General features: G+C 65.3%; 16 protein-coding genes and 1 tRNA gene. 8 read left to right on the top strand and 9 right to left on the bottom strand.

The genetic code is table 11. The features are described from left to right. Nucleotides 1-23 precede the first annotated feature (23 nt). Nucleotides 24-737: a hypothetical protein gene (locus FUT88_RS17300; RefSeq protein WP_147216927.1), complete on the top strand. Its 714-nt coding sequence runs from the start codon at nt 24-26 to the stop codon at nt 735-737. Nucleotides 738-821: 84 nt separating this feature from the next. Here the strand turns inward: FUT88_RS17300 and FUT88_RS17295 are convergent, their stop codons facing one another. Both FUT88_RS17295 and FUT88_RS17290 read right to left on the bottom strand, forming a co-directional pair. After that, nucleotides 822-2027, bottom strand: coding sequence for an amino acid aminotransferase (locus tag FUT88_RS17295; RefSeq protein WP_147216926.1), 1206 nt, complete (start codon nt 2025-2027; stop codon nt 822-824). 31 nt (nt 2028-2058) lie between these two features. Beyond that, a complete protein-coding gene (locus tag FUT88_RS17290; protein WP_147216925.1) occupies nt 2059-2985 on the bottom strand; it encodes a DMT family transporter in 927 nt (308 codons plus the stop codon). Nucleotides 2986-3103: 118 nt separating this feature from the next. Here FUT88_RS17290 and FUT88_RS17285 point away from each other — a divergent pair, with 118 nt between their 5' ends. The 3 genes from FUT88_RS17285 (at nt 3104) to trmB (ending at nt 4618) form a co-directional block, all read left to right on the top strand. Then, entirely contained in the window at nt 3104-3610 is a 507-nt protein-coding gene (locus tag FUT88_RS17285) for an Lrp/AsnC family transcriptional regulator (protein WP_147216923.1), read from the top strand. Between the two features lie 74 nt (nt 3611-3684). Then, nucleotides 3685-3758, top strand: a tRNA-Gly gene (locus FUT88_RS17280). 86 nt (nt 3759-3844) lie between these two features. Then, nucleotides 3845-4618, top strand: coding sequence for a tRNA (guanosine(46)-N7)-methyltransferase TrmB (gene trmB, locus FUT88_RS17275; protein WP_147216921.1), 774 nt, complete (start codon nt 3845-3847; stop codon nt 4616-4618). 25 nt (nt 4619-4643) lie between these two features. On the opposite strand, the gene FUT88_RS17270 is transcribed toward trmB, so the two are convergent. From FUT88_RS17270 to FUT88_RS17255, 4 genes are all read right to left on the bottom strand, one after another. Next, nucleotides 4644-5756, bottom strand: coding sequence for an NADH:flavin oxidoreductase/NADH oxidase (locus FUT88_RS17270; RefSeq protein ID WP_147216919.1), 1113 nt, complete (start codon nt 5754-5756; stop codon nt 4644-4646). A gap of 119 nt (nt 5757-5875) precedes the next feature. Next, complete coding sequence (locus FUT88_RS17265) at nt 5876-6757, bottom strand: undecaprenyl-diphosphate phosphatase (RefSeq protein WP_147216917.1); 882 nt, start codon at nt 6755-6757, stop codon at nt 5876-5878. 52 nt (nt 6758-6809) lie between these two features. Beyond that, a complete protein-coding gene (locus FUT88_RS17260; RefSeq protein ID WP_147216915.1) occupies nt 6810-7403 on the bottom strand; it encodes a DUF1439 domain-containing protein in 594 nt (197 codons plus the stop codon). 6 nt (nt 7404-7409) lie between these two features. Then, complete coding sequence (locus tag FUT88_RS17255; RefSeq protein ID WP_147216913.1) at nt 7410-7667, bottom strand: YkgJ family cysteine cluster protein; 258 nt, start codon at nt 7665-7667, stop codon at nt 7410-7412. A gap of 181 nt (nt 7668-7848) precedes the next feature. Between FUT88_RS17255 and FUT88_RS17250 the strand changes: the two genes are divergently transcribed. The 4 genes from FUT88_RS17250 (at nt 7849) to FUT88_RS17235 (ending at nt 11273) form a co-directional block, all read left to right on the top strand. Further along, a complete protein-coding gene (locus FUT88_RS17250; RefSeq protein WP_147216910.1) occupies nt 7849-8592 on the top strand; it encodes a TetR/AcrR family transcriptional regulator in 744 nt (247 codons plus the stop codon). Between the two features lie 95 nt (nt 8593-8687). Further along, on the top strand, nt 8688-9338 hold the full coding sequence (locus FUT88_RS17245; RefSeq protein WP_186829324.1) for a protein-L-isoaspartate O-methyltransferase family protein: 651 nt from the start codon (nt 8688-8690) through the stop codon (nt 9336-9338). Nucleotides 9339-9358: 20 nt separating this feature from the next. Continuing rightward, nucleotides 9359-9691, top strand: a complete 333-nt coding sequence (locus FUT88_RS17240; protein ID WP_027677994.1) for a rhodanese-like domain-containing protein — start codon at nt 9359-9361, stop codon at nt 9689-9691. Between the two features lie 145 nt (nt 9692-9836). Next, nucleotides 9837-11273 carry a TolC family outer membrane protein gene (locus FUT88_RS17235; protein ID WP_147216997.1) on the top strand — a complete coding sequence of 479 codons (1437 nt, stop codon included), beginning with the start codon at nt 9837-9839 and terminating at the stop codon, nt 11271-11273. On the opposite strand, the gene FUT88_RS17230 is transcribed toward FUT88_RS17235, so the two are convergent. The 3 genes from FUT88_RS17230 to waaC all read right to left on the bottom strand — a co-directional run bounded on the left by FUT88_RS17230 (nt 11274) and on the right by waaC (nt 14370). After that, entirely contained in the window at nt 11274-11954 is a 681-nt protein-coding gene (locus FUT88_RS17230; RefSeq protein WP_147216905.1) for an META domain-containing protein, read from the bottom strand. It lies immediately after the preceding gene. Between the two features lie 101 nt (nt 11955-12055). Continuing rightward, on the bottom strand, nt 12056-13372 hold the full coding sequence (gene waaA, locus FUT88_RS17225; protein ID WP_147216903.1) for a lipid IV(A) 3-deoxy-D-manno-octulosonic acid transferase: 1317 nt from the start codon (nt 13370-13372) through the stop codon (nt 12056-12058). Beyond that, nucleotides 13372-14370, bottom strand: a complete 999-nt coding sequence (gene waaC, locus FUT88_RS17220) for a lipopolysaccharide heptosyltransferase I (RefSeq protein ID WP_147216902.1) — start codon at nt 14368-14370, stop codon at nt 13372-13374. The genes waaA and waaC overlap by 1 nt, the downstream gene beginning before the upstream one ends. Between the last annotated feature and the right edge of the window lie 23 nt (nt 14371-14393).

Below are 14393 nucleotides of genomic sequence, written 5' to 3'. Positions count from 1 at the left end.
GAGCTGCTTAACGGGAAGTCACCATGCTTGCGACGACGAACGTCCTGATCAAGACCGAGGACGGCCGCGAAGCCTTGGCCGAGCGCCGCCACGACATGCAGATGCGCCAGCGCCATCTGCTGATCCTCATCGACGGCGCCCGCACGGTCGGGCAACTGCATCAACTGCTGAGCGACTGGTCGGACCTCGACGAACTGCTGCTCGGGCTGCAACGGGCCGGCATGGTCGACGTGCTCCCGGGCATCTCGCATGAAGACGCAGCCGGTCCCGCCCCCTTCGACCCCATCGCACACTTCAACCGTCCCTTGCTCGACGATGACAGCGACGACGTCCCTGCCGCCCTGTCCCTCATCTACGACGAACTGCCGCCGCTGACGGGCATGACGCTCGGCCTGCAAACGGCTGCAGCGCCCATCGACGAGCCTGCGGCCAATGACGCCACCCTGCCGCAGCCGGTGCCCGTCCAGGCGTCTTCCGCCCCGCGGCCGGCCGTGCCGCCGGAGTTGGCCGACGTGTTGCCCAACGTGGTCAAGGTCGAGTTGATGCGTTTGGCGGTGCAGCACTTCGGCTCAGCCGCCGGCGCCGCCATGCCGCTGCTGCGTGCCTGCAAGGAAGATCCGCAATCGCTCTGCGACGTGGTTGCCGCGTGCGCCAAGGCCGCAGCCCCGACGGCCGGCGAGCACGCCGCGGCCAGGTTTGTAGATGCGGCAATGCAAGCGATGGCGCGGCGGCGTTAGGCCACCGCCCAATGTGAGCGTGGACTACGCCGAGACAGTGCAGAGCACGCTGCCTGGGTTCAACGCGAAGTCATTCCAGGTCGTTCAGGCCAACGCACAAGCCATGTCCGAAGCCACGGCGACGAGCGCGCCGGCTACTCGGTCAATCTGCGCCGGTGCGAGCCCTGCAATATTGATCCGGCCACCCTGGGTGCCATAGATGGCGTGGTCTGTGCGCAAACGCTCCATGGCATCGGCGTCCAACGGCAGCATCGAAAACATGCCCTTGTGTCGCGACAGATTCTGTAGCGCAACGGGAGCACCCAGACCGGCCAGTGCGTCATCAAGGCGGCGCCGGTTGCCAACGATCCGCTGACGCATGTGCTCCAGCTCGTCACGCCAGCAGGCCGCCAATGCGGCATCGCCAAGGATGGCGGCCACGATGGCAGCGCCGTGGTCGGGCGGCATCGAATAGTTGCTGCGCGTGATGCGCTCCAGCACGCCGCCAACCGGCTGCAGGGCTGCCCCGTTCTTGCCGATCACCATGGCAGCGCCGGTGCGTTCGCAGTACAGGCCCATGCTTTTCGAGCAGCTTGCCGCGACGAGCACCGTGTCGAGCGCATCGACCATCAACCGCAGGCCCGCGGCGTCCTGCTCCAGACCATCGGCCAGACCCAGATACGCCATGTCGACGAGCGGGATCAGGCCCTGCTTCGCGCAACGGTCCGCCACGCTTTGCCAGACATCGATGCCCATGTCGATGCCGGTCGGGTTGTGGCAGCAACCATGCAGCAGCACGACGTCCCCCGCACGCGCAGCCCACAGGTCCGCGAACATGGCATCCGCATCGAGCAACCCGCCCTCGGCACGCCAGCGGTAGCGGTCTACCGACAGCCCCGCCGCGCGCATGATGGGCACGTGGTTGACGTAGCCGGGGTCGGACACCCAGACGCGAGCGCCGGGCGAGGCCACGGCGATGAAGTCAGCGAGCAACCTGAGCGCGCCCGTCCCGCCCACGGTCTGCATGGTGTGCTGGCGCGCCAGGCGCCCAGCGTCGTTACCAAGCAGCAGCGTCGCCAAGGCGGCATTGAAGTTGGTATTGCCCGCCAAGCCGCGGTAGGCCTTGGAGGCACCGGCAGCGGCCAGGCGCTCCTCCGCAGCCTTAACGGCGGCCATGACCGGCGTCTGCCCGGTGTCATCGCGGTAGACACCCACGACAAGATCGACCTTGTGGGGCCGCGGGTCCGCACGGAAAGCAGCGGTCAGGCCCCACAGCGGATCCGGGGCAACGGTGGCGAGGCTTGCGAGCATGGTGCAGTCTCCGGAAGAGCAATGCGATGGTCTACGCGCGGTTTGCGAGGATCACGCCAGCGGTGATCACGGCAATGCCGCAGGCAACGGTCAGGGTCAGCGATTCACCGAGCAAGGGCACCGCCCCGAGGCAGGCCAGCGCGGGCGCCAGCGAGCCGATGGCGGAACAGCGCGGCGTATCCAGATGACGAATCGCCAGCGCATAGGACAGGCTGGAAATCACGCCGACCCCCAAGCCCTGGGCCAGCAGAAAAGGCATGGCGTTGGCCACGGTGAAATGCCCGACGTGGCTGTCGACCACGCCCAGGCCCACCAGCAGCGCCGTCAGCAAGAAGGACGGCACGCTCAACAGCAACGCGCAGCCGATGGCATCGAGCCCCGCCCGGCGCAGCCCCAGCGTGTAGCTGCCCCAGAGCAGACTCGCCAGCAACAACAATCCGGCGCCGGCCACAAACGCGCCATGCGACACGTGCGATTGCGAGACCAACAGGAGCAGCACGCCAGCGAGGATGATCGCGATGGCGCGCCCGCGTGCCGCCGCGATGCGCTGGCGGTCCACCACATACGCGATCAGCGCCACCGACAGCGGCGTCGTGCCCGCAATCAACGCAGCCACGTGGGCGGCCGATGTCACCTTGCCGCCGGCCGAAGCCATGAAGAAGAACGGCACGCCGCCGCCCACCAACACCATCAGCGCGCTGAGCGGCTTCACCCGCCGCAGCATCGGCCAGCGAGAGGGCAGGAACGGCAACAGCAACAAGGTCGGCAGGCCGAATCGGATGAGCGCCACGTCGGCAGGCGCCAGCGGCGACGCGCCAATCGCCCGGATCGACAGCGCGAACCCGGCCCAGATCAGCACCGTCAGGACCATCGCTGCATACCCGATCAGCGGGTTGGCCTGGAAGGCATTTCGCCCCGCCTGCGCGCCCACGCCCACCGTCAATGTCGAACCCCGCATGCCGCCACCTTCGATTTCAGAATGGAGACAGAATGCCCCAGCATGAAAAGTAGTATCTTGCGATTTCCACCAATGCTGATCGTCGATTTGGCAGAACCTGCCACTCTGGAAAAATCACATGGATAAGAAAGACAGGCAGATCATTGCCGCCCTTCAGAAAGAAGGCCGCCTGACCAACCAAGAACTATCGGAGCGGGTAAACCTGTCGCCCTCACCCTGCCTGCGCCGGCTGCGGTTGCTGGAAGACGCGGGCGTCATCCGCGGCTACACGGCCATCGTGGATGAAGAGGCATACGGGCTGCCGGTGACGGCATTCGTGCATATTCGTCTGCAGCAGCACTCGCGGGAGGTGGTCTCGACGTTCGAGAACCGCATCCGCGCCATCGACGCGATCCTCGATTGCTATGTGCTGACCGGCGAAGCGGATTACCTGCTGCGCGTGCTGGTGGAAAGCCTGCAGGACTACGAGCAGTTCGTGCGCGGGCAATTGCACGCCATCCCCGGCATCGCCGCCATCGACACGAGCTTTGCGTATGGCGTGGTCAAGCGGTCGACGGTGTTTCCTGCGTGGGATGAGAACAAAAGGAGTTCGGTGCGCAAACGCAGGCCGGAAAGCGCACGCTAGCTCGCTTTTCTCACGAACATCCGCGTCCGGCCGCTTGCCGAATCTCTGCTACCGCGCATAAAATGTTCGGCTACGCGGGCGTCGTATAATGGTAATACCCTAGCTTCCCAAGCTAGAGCCGTGGGTTCGATTCCCATCGCCCGCTCCACCGAACAGTCTGAAGCCGCCCTCGGCGGCTTTTTTGTTGCCTGCGCGCCCGTCGCTCCATCGACGAGCAACCGGCACGGGATCTCCATGCAGCCCATCGAACAGCCGGGCACCGGCCCCGACGACATCACGCCGGAATCGCAAGACACCAATACCGCCGAAGGCGCCGAAACTGGCGAGCAAACCGGCCACCCGCGCCGCATCCGCTCGTTCGTCCGCCGCGCCGGCCGCACGTCTACCGGCCAGCAGCGCGCCATCGATGAACTCGGCCCGCGCTTCCTGCTGCCTTACGCTGCCGCGCCCCTGGATTGGGACGCCGCCTTCGGCCGCTCCGGCGCCAAGCGCATCTTCGAAATTGGCTTCGGCATGGGCGAGACCACGGCGCACATCGCGCAATTGCGTCCGGACGACGATTTCCTCGGCGTGGAAGTGCATGAGCCGGGCGTCGGTGCGCTGCTCAAGCTGATCGGCGAACGCGAGATCGGCAACATCCGCATCGTTTCGCACGATGCCGTGGAAGTGCTGGCCCACATGATTCCGGAAGGCACGCTCGATGGCATTCACGTGTTCTTCCCCGACCCGTGGCACAAGAAGCGCCACAACAAGCGGCGCCTGATCCAGAGTCCGTTCGTCGCTCGCCTGGCCGCGCACCTCAAGCCGGGCGGCTATCTGCATTGCGCGACGGACTGGGAGGAATACGCCCACCAGATGCTGGAAGTGCTGTCCGCCGAACCGACGCTGGAAAACACCGCCGACGGCTTCGCGCCGCGCCCGGACTATCGCCCCGTCACCAAGTTCGAGAAACGCGGCCTGCGCCTCGGGCACGGCGTGTGGGACGTGGTCTTCCGCAAGCGCGGCTAACCACGTCCGCGCACGCTCGCGCGCGTCAGCGTGCGCCGAAATGCGTATCGCCGAAGAGGTTCTTGGCGTGGCGCGGGAAGGCGCGCCAGTATTGCGGGGGCGCCTTGACCGTCGCGCCCAGCTCAGCGGCGGCCGCCCAGGCCCAGTGCGGGTTGTAGAGAAACGCCCGCCCGACAGCGACCAAATCTGCCCGCCCCTGCGCAACGATGGCTTCGGCCTCATGCGCCTCGTTGATGAGGCCGACGGCGATGGTCGGAATGTCCGCCTCGTTGCGGATCTTCTCGGCAAACGGCACCTGGTAGCCCGTCGACAGCGGAATCTGCTGCAGCGGCGACACACCGCCCGACGACGCATCGATCCAATCGCAGCCGCGGGCACGCAGCGCCTGCGCAAACGCCACCGAATCTTCCGGCGTCCAGCCGCCCTCGACCCAATCGGTGGCCGACACGCGCACGCCCACCGGGATGTTGTCCGGCACGACGGCGCGCACCGCATCAAAAATCTCCAGCGGATAACGCATGCGGTTCTCACGCGAACCGCCGTAGGTATCGGTGCGCTGATTGGCAATCGGCGACAGGAATTCGTGCAGCAGATAACCGTGTGCGGCGTGCAGTTCGATGGCCGACAGCCCCAGTCGCACTGCGCGGCGTGCAGTATCGACAAACTGATCGCGCACGCGGGCCAGGTCTGCATCGATCATTTCGCGCGGCGCGCGCTCTTCGGGACGCTGCGGCAACGCGGACGGACCCATCGTTTCCCAGCCGCCAGCATCGAGCGCCAGCAACGCGCCGCCTTCCCAAGGCCGAGCGCTCGAAGCCTTGCGGCCCGCGTGCGCGATCTGCATGCCGATCGGCACCAGCGCGTTCTGCCGAATGGCAGCCAGCGTGCGCTCAAGCGCCGCTTCGGTCGCGTCGTCCCACAAACCCAGGCAGCCGTTGGTGATGCGACCCTCCGGCGACACCGCGGTCGCCTCGATCATCAGCAACCCGGCACCCGAAAGCGACAGGCTGCCCAGATGCGTGTGATGCCACGCCGTGGCTTGGCCGTTGTCGGCCGAGTACTGGCACATCGGCGAGATGACGATGCGGTTCTCAAGCGTGAGACCGCGCAGGGAGAAAGGCTGGAAGAGAGCACTCATGATCGGGAAATTCGGCAGTCAGCGGCTGACGGAAGAAACCGCCAGTGTGTCCGAATCCGCCCGATCGTGCAGACGGTGCGAAAGCCTCGCACCGAAGAAGGGAAATGCTCGCCGGGGGCTTAGGCCTGCCAGGCGATGAGATGCGTATAGGCCGTCACCAGGACGATGATGCCGAAGACGATCCGGTACCACGCAAAGCCGCGGAAATCATGCGTGGCAATGAACTTCAGCAGCCAGCGCACGCAGAAGAACGCCGAGATGAACGCGGCCACAAAGCCCACCGCGAAGATCGACAGATCGTCCGCCGACAGCAGCGCGCGCGACTTGTACAGCTCGTACACTGTCGCGCCAAAAATCACGGGGATCGCCAGGAAGAACGAGAACTCCGTCGCCACCTTGCGCGACAGGCCGAACAGCAGGCCGCCGATGATGGTCGAGCCCGAACGCGACGTACCCGGAATCAGCGCGAAGCACTGCGCGAAGCCCACCTTGATGGCATCGGAGATGCGCAGGTCATCCAGCGTTTCAATGCGCGGCGCGCCAGCCTTGGCGGCTTCGAGCAGCGCGTTGGCGCGCGGGTCATGCGTCTGGCCGCGACGGCGCTCACGCCATTCAGCCCACAGGATCACGAAGCCCCCGAGGATGAACGCCGACGCCACCACGATGGGGTTGAACAGATGCGCCTTGATGGCCTTGCCGAAGATCAGCGCAAGCGTGATTGCGGGGATCGTCGCCACGATCACGTTGACCGCAAAGCGCTGCTGACGCGGATCATTCGGCAGACCCTTGATCACGTCGATGATCTTGTGACGGAACTCCCAGCACACCGCCAGGATGGCGCCGAACTGAATCACGATCTCGAAGATCTTGCCCTTTTCGTCATTGAAGTCGAGCAGCTGGCCAGCGAGGATCAGATGGCCGGTACTGGAAATGGGAAGGAACTCGGTCAGGCCTTCGACGATGCCGAGAATCAGCGCTTTGATGGCGAGTGCGATATCCATGCAGTAAGCAAAGAGGGAAAAAGAAAACGAAGCGCTGGGCGTGCAGCAGAACTCAGGGCCGCTTTGCCTGAACGTGCACGCCTTCGGGCAAAACCGTGATTGTACCGGGCTCTACGGCAATGCCAGCCACTTTCAACTGTTCGGGCTTGAACGTGTAGACGGCGTAGTCATTGAGCAGTTGGCCCGCAATCAAGGACCCGATCGAGCTGATCTGCGGGCCGATACCGCCGGGCACGTTCTGCAGGTCGAAGCGATCGACAGTCGGCTGATCCAAGCGAATCGAACGCGTGGGGGCGTCGTAATGCAGGCCGCTGGAGACAGCCAGCGGACCCGTCAGCGGCTGGCGGAACAGCCCGCTCTGCACCACGGCATCCGCCTGGATGGCGATGCGATTGCGCGCAGGGTCGAGCGACACCTGCGGGCTCGACAGCGTCACGTCAAAGAAGCCGAGAAAGCGCCGCTGGAACGGAAACTTGCGCGCCAAAGCGTCCTGCATCTGGCCGCGCGAAAAGGTGTATCCGTCGCCGGTCCAGCCGGTCGGCATGCAAGCCACAAGCGTGACGGCAATGGCCACGGCAACGGCGGCCGCACCCGCCCACCAGCGGACGCGGTTGGAGCGGGCAGCAGGTTTCGTGGAATCGGTCATGACAAATCAGCGCGCTGCGGTAGCGATTTCAAGTCGGGTCAAAAACTGCATGGCGTGCGTGGCCGAGCCTCCGCACATCTCGGGCTCAGGCTGCAGGCTGCTGCAGACCGCCGGACGTTCCGGCTGGCCGAAGATGCGGCAACCGTTGGCCTCATCCAGTTGCGCACAGCGCACGCCGGCCGGCTTGCCGTTCGGCATGCCGGGAATGGGGCTGGAAATGGAAGGCGCGATGCAGCACGCGCCGCAATGAGGTCGACAGTCCATGCTGGCCGAGTGAGTGAAATCAGGGCGGAAGCCGCTATTGTGCACCAGCACAATCGAGGCCCAGTCTGATTGACAATGCCGATGCCGCTTGACCCGCTCCCGCCGCATGCGTACATTAATGACCCGAAAGTAAGTTATCCGTGAGTCAGTGACCGTGCACACTGACCGATGCCCTACCGCCGTGACTGATCAAGATTCCGAGTCTTCCTCCAAACGCTGGACGCGCCGCAAAGAGGCCCGCCCCCAGGAACTGGTCGCCGCCGCGCTGAGCCTGTTCGTGGCGCGCGGCTATGCGGCCACGCGGCTGGAAGACGTGGCATCGGCCGCCGGGGTGTCCAAAGGCACGGTCTACCTATACTTCGCCAACAAGGAAGAGCTGTTCAAGGCCGTCGTGCAGGAAAACCTGGTGCCCGCGCTGGCCGAGGGCGAAGCCCTGATCGACAGCTTTGACGGCACCAGCGAAGCGCTGCTGCACGAGATCCTGATGGGCTGGTGGGAACTCATCGGCGAATCGCCGGCTTCGGGTCTCACCAAGCTGCTGATGGCCGAGTCGGGCAACTTTCCCGATCTGGCGCAGTACTACCACGAAGAAGTCATCGAGCGCTGCGACCGCCTGTTCGCGCGCATCCTCGAACGCGGCATGGCACGCGGCGAATTCCGCGACGTCAACGTCGATCTCACCACGCTGACGATGGTCGCGCCGATGATCTTCCTGATGATGTGGAAGCACTCGTTCGGCCCCTGCTCGCACCGGGAGCTGGAACCGAAGGCGTTCATCGCACACGTCGTGTCGCTGCTGCTGCACGGCGTGCTGCGCAATCCGGTGATGGGCGCTGTGATTCCGTCTCCACCTGCCCTCACAGCGCAGCCTTGGCGCATGCGGCCCGAGAACGCCGGCAGCGCCGATGAAGGCGCGTCGTCATGACAACGTCTGCCGGAGTGTCCTCCGGACTTGCTAAAATGCCGGGTTTGTCGTCAAACCCTCATTTGCATCACTCGCTCCGCGTGGAAGGCATGCCCATGGACATCGAAAAATCCCGGTTCAACATGATCGAGCAACAAATCCGTCCTTGGGACGTGCTCGATACCGACGTTCTCGACCTGCTGGCGGTGGTCAAGCGCGAACACTACGTGCCCGAGGCCTACCGCGCGCTGGCCTTCGTCGACATGGAAATCCCACTGGCCGGCGGCCAGAACATGCTGGCGCCGCGCGTTGAAGCTCGCGTGCTGCAAGAGCTGGCCGTGCGCAAGCACGAAGACGTACTGGAAGTCGGTGCTGGCTCCGGCTACATGGCTGCCCTGCTCGCCCATCGCGGCCGCCAGGTCACCACGCTCGACATCGTGCCGGAACTCGTCGCCTTCGCTCGCGACAATCTCTCGCGCAACGGCGTCACCAATGTCGACGTGGTCGAAGCCAGCGGCGCGCAAGGCTGGGGCGATGGCGTCTACGACGTCATCTGCGTGTCGGGCTCGGTGCCCGCCGTGCCGGAGGCGCTGCTCAAGCAGCTCAAGGTGGGTGGTCGGCTGTCGATTTTCGTGGGCGGCGCGCCAATCATGGAAGCGCAGCTCATCACGCGCATCTCCAACACCGAATATCAGACGCGCAACCTGTTCGAGACCTACGTGACGCCGCTGGTGGGCGTTCCCGCACCGTCGCCCTTCCGCTTCTGATCACTCGGCCCCCAATCATCATGCAACAGCTCGCTCCCACCGCCCTCGCTCAATGGCTCGCCGACGCATCGCGCGCGAAGCCCGTCCTGCTCGACGTGCGCTGGACGGAGGAGGTGGAAATCTGTGCCATTCCCGGCATCACGCACATCCCGATGGACCAGATCCCGGCACGTGCCAGCGAGCTGAATGCTGACCAAGACATCGTCTGCATCTGCCACCACGGCGGGCGCAGCGCGCAGGTTGCGCAGTTTCTGATTCAACGTGCCGGCTTTGATGCTGCGCGCGTCTACAACCTGCAAGGCGGCGTCCATGCCTGGGCTAACCAGGTGGACCCGCAGATGGCGACGTACTGATTGGGGAAGCCGCCGCCGGGCAAAGCCCTGTTCACGCTCCACAGGCACTGAACAGGGTCTGACGCGCCCGCGCTGCCTTCCGAACGCGAACGTTTCCTCCTCGCTCGGGGGCTTTATGACTGTTGCTCGCAGTAGCCGTACGCGGATGGCCGCGCGCGGTTCGCTTGTTGTGCTGTGCTGTTCGATGATGCCGATGTTCGCGTGGGCGCAGTCCCAACCGAACACGGCCGCTGCAACCGACCTGCTCTCCGCCTACCGCGCCGCGCTGGCCAACGATCCGCAATTCGCATCGGCGCGTGCGCAGTCGCTGGCGCAACGCGAAAAGCTCACGCAGGGCCGCGCCGGGTTGCTGCCGCAGATCGGCGGCGCCTGGAGTTCCACGCGCATCATCTTCGATCAAACCGCCCCGGCTGAATTCAACAAGACGTTCTCGTCGACGGGCTGGACGCTGTCGCTGTCGCAACCGCTCTTCCGTTGGGACCGCTGGGAAACCTACAAGCAAGGCGAGATTGCCGCGCAAGCCGCCGAGGCTTCGCTGGCGCAGGCGCAGCTCGACCTGATCACGCGCACGGCGCAGGCCTACTTTGACGTGCTCAACGCCCAGGACACGCTGCAGCTCGCCACCGCGCAGCGCGATGCGATCCAGCAGCAATACGAACAGGCGCGCCGCAACTTCGACGTCGGCAACGCCAACATCACCGACGCGAACGACGCGCAGGCACGTCGCGACGCGATCGACGCCAGCGTCATCGCCGCACGCAGCGACTTCGAGATCAAGCAATCAGCGCTCAAGCAGATCATTGGCGAACCCGTTGGCACGCTGGCCGGCGTGCGTCCAGGCGTCACGATCCCCCAGCCGGAGCCTGCTTCAGCGGAACCTTGGGTGGACCAGGCGCGCAGCAGCAACCTGCAGGTGGCACTGGCGCAATACAACCTGCAAAGTGCAGAGCGCGATGTGAAGAAAGCCACCGCGGGCCACCTGCCTTCGGTCGACCTCGTGGCGCAGACCGGTCACACCAATGCCAGCGGCAACCAATACCTGCCGTCGCTGCCGGGCGGTGCGCGCTTTGACAGTTCACAGATTGGCGTGCAGGTGTCGATCCCGATCTTTGCAGGCGGTGCGATCCAGTCGCGCGTGCGTGAAAACATCGCGCTGGAAACCAAGGCCGCAAACGATCTTGAGTTCGCCCGCCGTTCTGCCGAACAAGGCGCGCGGCAAGCCTATATCGGCGTCATTGCCGGACTGGCGCAGGTGAAAGCACTGGAAGCGGCCGAGCTGTCGGCGCGCACGGCGTACGACTCCAATCAGCTCGCCTACGGTGTGGGCGTACGCATCGGCACCGATGTGCTGAATTCGCAGGCGCAGCTCTTTCAGGCACGCCGCGATCTGGCCCGCGCGCGTTACGACACCATCGTCAACGGGCTGCGGCTGAAGTCCGCCGCCGGCTCGCTGACCGAGGCAGACGTGATCCAGGTGAACACGCTGCTCACGGCCAACGGCTCGAGCGATATCACCGCGTTGCCGCCGGCAAGCGCCAAACCTGAATCGGCGAAACCTGCCGGCAAATCCGCCAAACGCTGATCAGTGGGTCTGGCCGCGCGGTGGCAGAGGCCGCTCGGCAAACTGCAGCAGCGCGCCGCTGCTCGTTTTCCAGATGACCTGGCGGCCCTGCTTGCCGTTGGCCGACGGCTGCATACCGACGGTCGCCAGCGGTGATTTGAGCGCCTCCAGGAACGCTGTCTCCAGCTCCATGCGGGCCGGGTCGCACGCCATGCGCGTCGACACGAGATTGCCGAACCGCATGCCGGAGGCCAGCTTCTCATACGGCCCCGAGAAGCGATTGCAGCCCGAATAGCCGGACACCACGCCGTTGGCTGCCTCCAGGCCGGCGCTGAATTCGATGGAAATCGGCTGCGTAGCGGGATCAGCGTCGTCGCCTTCCGCGGAAGGCAATTCCTTGGGCGCGGCGCCCGACTCCTGCCAACGCACCAGCACAAAGCGCGAGCGGCCTTCGCCCTGCGCTTGCGCCAGCGTCGCCTGGCCCGGATTGGGCGTTGCATTGGCGGGCGTCTGTTTGGTTTCAGCGACCGGCGCTGATGCGGCAACGGGGGCCGCCGAAGACGGCGCGGATGAAGGCGTCGGTGTCATGCAGCCGGCACCGATGATGGTGGCGGCGGTCATCGCGGCCAGCGCCACGGCGGTCAGCACCACGCGGCGCGGCGTTTGCAACAGGCTCGGCTTGGGACGATTCGGTTGGGACATGAACGGGTCGTGAACAGTGACGGAATGCAAACCACATGAAGAGCCGTTAGTCTGCCCGGCCCGCCATGAGTTCGCACTTTTCGTGCCGGAGGTGCGCCGCCTTACAACGTGGGCAAGACCAACGACGCCACCGCTTCTACCGTGCGCGCCGTTGCACCTCCGTGTGTGGCCGCAAACGCCAGCGCGGCACGCGATGCGTTCTCGCGCGCATCGGCATCCGAGAGCCACGCGTCGATCACACGTATCACCGCAGCGGCATCTGCTACCTGCTCGCACGCACCTGCTGCGACGGCATCGCGTGTCGCCTGCGCGAAGTTAAACGTATGCGGGCCGATGACAACGGGCGTGCCAACCGCGCAAGCCTCGATCAAGTTCTGCCCACCCAGCGGGAGCAGGCTGCCGCCGATAAACGCCGCTTCACCAGCCGCGTAATACAACGCCATCTCGCCCATCGAATCCCCGAGCAGCACGTCAGCATCGGCAAGCGCATCGACCTCTGCCACCCCCGCCGCCGACACCGACAACGCACTGCGACGCACCACCCGCAAGCCTGCGCGTTCTGCAGCTTGGGCCACTTCATCAAAACGCTGGGGATGACGCGGCACGAGAATCAACAACGCGTGCCGGCGCCCCACATGCTGCGCGCGATGCGCCTGCCAGGCATCCAACAGCAGCGCCTCTTCGCCCTCGCGCGTGCTGGCCGCCACCCATGCCGATCGGCCACGCAGCGCATCGTGAAGCGCGCGGCCGGCCATGATTTGGTCCACATGCGGTGTGATGTCGAACTTCAGGTTGCCCGTCACGCGCACGCGCGGCACGCCAAGCGAACGGTAGCGATCGGCATCGTCGGGCGTCTGGGCCAGTACCGCGGCGAGTTGCGCGTACGTCTGGCGGGCTGCATCGCCAAGACGTGCGGTACGCCGGTGGCTGCGCGCAGACAGGCGCCCGTTGACGAGCACCATCGGCACACCGGCCGTATAGGCGCGGTCGATCAGCACCGGCCAGATCTCGGTCTCCATCAGCAAGCCGAGGCGCGGCTGGAAATGGCGCAGAAACCGATCGACTGCGCTCGGCAAATCGTACGGAAGATACGCCTGGATGACGCGACCGCTGCGTTGCGCCGCGAATTCGGCGCCGGTGCGGCGGCCCGTCGGCGTCATGTGCGTCAGCAGGACCGCGTGGTGCGGAAAACGCGCCAACAGCGCATCGATGAGCGGCTGTGCGGCGCGTGTCTCGCCAACGGACACGGCATGCACCCACAGCAACGGACGATCCGGATTCGGACGCGGCGGGTAGAAGCCGAGCCGCTCGCCGACGTGCTGTCGATAACCGGGCTCCTTGCGACCGCGCCACCACAGGCGCAGCAATGCGAACGGCAGCGCGATGCGCCACAACCAGCGATACAGGAGGCGCAGCATCAGAGCACACTCAGCGCACGCAGCGCATCAAGCGCCTGCGCGCTGGTGGGATGGGCTTCAGCGTTGCCGATGTCGTGCACGTTCGGCGTCCAATAACCGCCGGTGCGCCACGACGTGGTGAAGTTGTAGAGCGCCACGGTCGGTTTGCACAGCGCGGCTGCAATGTGTACAAGACCGGTGTCCACACCTATTACCGCAGCCGCTTGATCAAGAAACGCCGTCACATCGGGAAGCGACATGCGCGGCGGAATTACGACGCGTCCGACCGTACCCGGCACCGCCGCAACGATGGCTTCGCGGATGGATTCACTCGTGCGTCGCTCGGTCTCACTGCCCCACGGCAAGGCGATGGCGTAATCGCGTGCAAGCAGCGCGCGTGCAACGTCCACCCACGCCTCCAGCGGCCACCCTTTGTCGGCGCGCGAAGTCGCATGCACCAGCGCCACGTACGGACGTGGCAGATTGAACGGCAAGTCGGCCGGCGGCTGCAAACCAAAATCGATGGTGTCGGGCAGCGCGTAACCCAGCGCCTCCGCCACCATACGGCGCGAGCGCTCGACCACATGGATGTGCGGTTCCATTTCGACCTTGCGTTGGTAGAACAGCTTCGCAAGCGGCTCATAGCCGGCGCCTTCCGTCCGATTGCCGAAGCCCGCAACGAAACCACCCGGCGCCAGTTTGGCCTGCGCCGCGACGAGTGCCGTCTTGATCAGACCTTGCGTCTCGAGCACCGCATCGTACGACTTTGCACGCAATGCGCGACGGAACGCCGCCACCTCGCCCCAAGTCTTGCCGGAGCCCAGCGACTTGCGCCACCGCCGCAACGCAAACGGAATCACGCCCTGCACGCCACGCACGATGCGGACGATGCCGGCGAAACCCTCCTCGACTACCCAGTCGATTTCGGCATCCGGATACGCACGCAGAATATCGGCCACGACCGGCGTGCAATGGACCACATCGCCAAGCGACGATACCTTGACGATCAGCACACGCATGCCGTCACCCTTTCCCCCAACTT

It is taken from the genome of Ralstonia sp. TCR112, from assembly GCF_007997035.1.
Taxonomy (GTDB): Bacteria; Pseudomonadota; Gammaproteobacteria; order Burkholderiales; family Burkholderiaceae; genus Ralstonia; species Ralstonia edaphi.
The sequence above is the reverse complement of the archived record's forward strand: the minus strand, read 5'-3'. Positions and strand labels throughout refer to the sequence as shown.

What these genes read in the sequence shown, in the direction of transcription:
- FUT88_RS17300 (WP_147216927.1), top strand. Translation starts at nt 24, where the DNA reads ATGCTTGCGACGACGAACGTCCTGATCAAGACCGAGGACGGCCGCGAA.
- FUT88_RS17295 (WP_147216926.1), bottom strand. Translation starts at nt 2,027, where the DNA reads ATGCTCGCAAGCCTCGCCACCGTTGCCCCGGATCCGCTGTGGGGCCTG.
- FUT88_RS17290 (WP_147216925.1), bottom strand. Translation starts at nt 2,985, where the DNA reads ATGCGGGGTTCGACATTGACGGTGGGCGTGGGCGCGCAGGCGGGGCGA.
- FUT88_RS17285 (WP_147216923.1), top strand. Translation starts at nt 3,104, where the DNA reads ATGGATAAGAAAGACAGGCAGATCATTGCCGCCCTTCAGAAAGAAGGC.
- trmB (WP_147216921.1), top strand. Translation starts at nt 3,845, where the DNA reads ATGCAGCCCATCGAACAGCCGGGCACCGGCCCCGACGACATCACGCCG.
- FUT88_RS17270 (WP_147216919.1), bottom strand. Translation starts at nt 5,756, where the DNA reads ATGAGTGCTCTCTTCCAGCCTTTCTCCCTGCGCGGTCTCACGCTTGAG.
- FUT88_RS17265 (WP_147216917.1), bottom strand. Translation starts at nt 6,757, where the DNA reads ATGGATATCGCACTCGCCATCAAAGCGCTGATTCTCGGCATCGTCGAA.
- FUT88_RS17260 (WP_147216915.1), bottom strand. Translation starts at nt 7,403, where the DNA reads ATGACCGATTCCACGAAACCTGCTGCCCGCTCCAACCGCGTCCGCTGG.
- FUT88_RS17255 (WP_147216913.1), bottom strand. Translation starts at nt 7,667, where the DNA reads ATGGACTGTCGACCTCATTGCGGCGCGTGCTGCATCGCGCCTTCCATT.
- FUT88_RS17245 (WP_186829324.1), top strand. Translation starts at nt 8,688, where the DNA reads ATGGACATCGAAAAATCCCGGTTCAACATGATCGAGCAACAAATCCGT.
- FUT88_RS17240 (WP_027677994.1), top strand. Translation starts at nt 9,359, where the DNA reads ATGCAACAGCTCGCTCCCACCGCCCTCGCTCAATGGCTCGCCGACGCA.
- FUT88_RS17235 (WP_147216997.1), top strand. Translation starts at nt 9,837, where the DNA reads ATGGCCGCGCGCGGTTCGCTTGTTGTGCTGTGCTGTTCGATGATGCCG.
- FUT88_RS17230 (WP_147216905.1), bottom strand. Translation starts at nt 11,954, where the DNA reads ATGTCCCAACCGAATCGTCCCAAGCCGAGCCTGTTGCAAACGCCGCGC.
- waaA (WP_147216903.1), bottom strand. Translation starts at nt 13,372, where the DNA reads ATGCTGCGCCTCCTGTATCGCTGGTTGTGGCGCATCGCGCTGCCGTTC.
- waaC (WP_147216902.1), bottom strand. Translation starts at nt 14,370, where the DNA reads ATGCGTGTGCTGATCGTCAAGGTATCGTCGCTTGGCGATGTGGTCCAT.